Origin of the sequence: Halobacillus sp. A1, from assembly GCF_024189295.1 — a bacterium.
Taxonomy (GTDB): Bacteria; Bacillota; Bacilli; order Bacillales; family Halobacillaceae; genus Halobacillus_A.
Genome location: NZ_JAIZEN010000085.1, coordinates 1 through 270 on the forward strand (window position 1 = coordinate 1; position 270 = coordinate 270).

Genomic DNA, 270 nt, shown 5'->3' on the forward strand with positions numbered 1-270 from the left:
GAAGACAACCGGACAGCTGAACAAAATGAAAATATCAGGCTGAAAAAAGAAAATCAGCGTCTTATGATGGAGGTTGATGTTTTAAAGCAAGCGGCGCTGATCATGGGACGAAAGTAAAGGTGATCCAAAACAACCGTCACCAATACTCGGTATCAGCAATGTGTGCCGTCCTACAACTTCCTAAAAGTACATTTTATTATGAAGCGAAAGAAAAAGACTCTTCTGAGGCGGATGATCTGACTCGTCAGATTACGGGGATTTTTCAAGAAA

At 41.1% G+C, this 270-nt stretch carries 1 pseudogene; it reads left to right on the forward strand.

Annotated features, from left to right (window positions below):
- Nucleotides 1-270: pseudogene (locus tag LF817_RS20105) on the forward strand (IS3-like element IS655 family transposase); the annotation flags it as partial.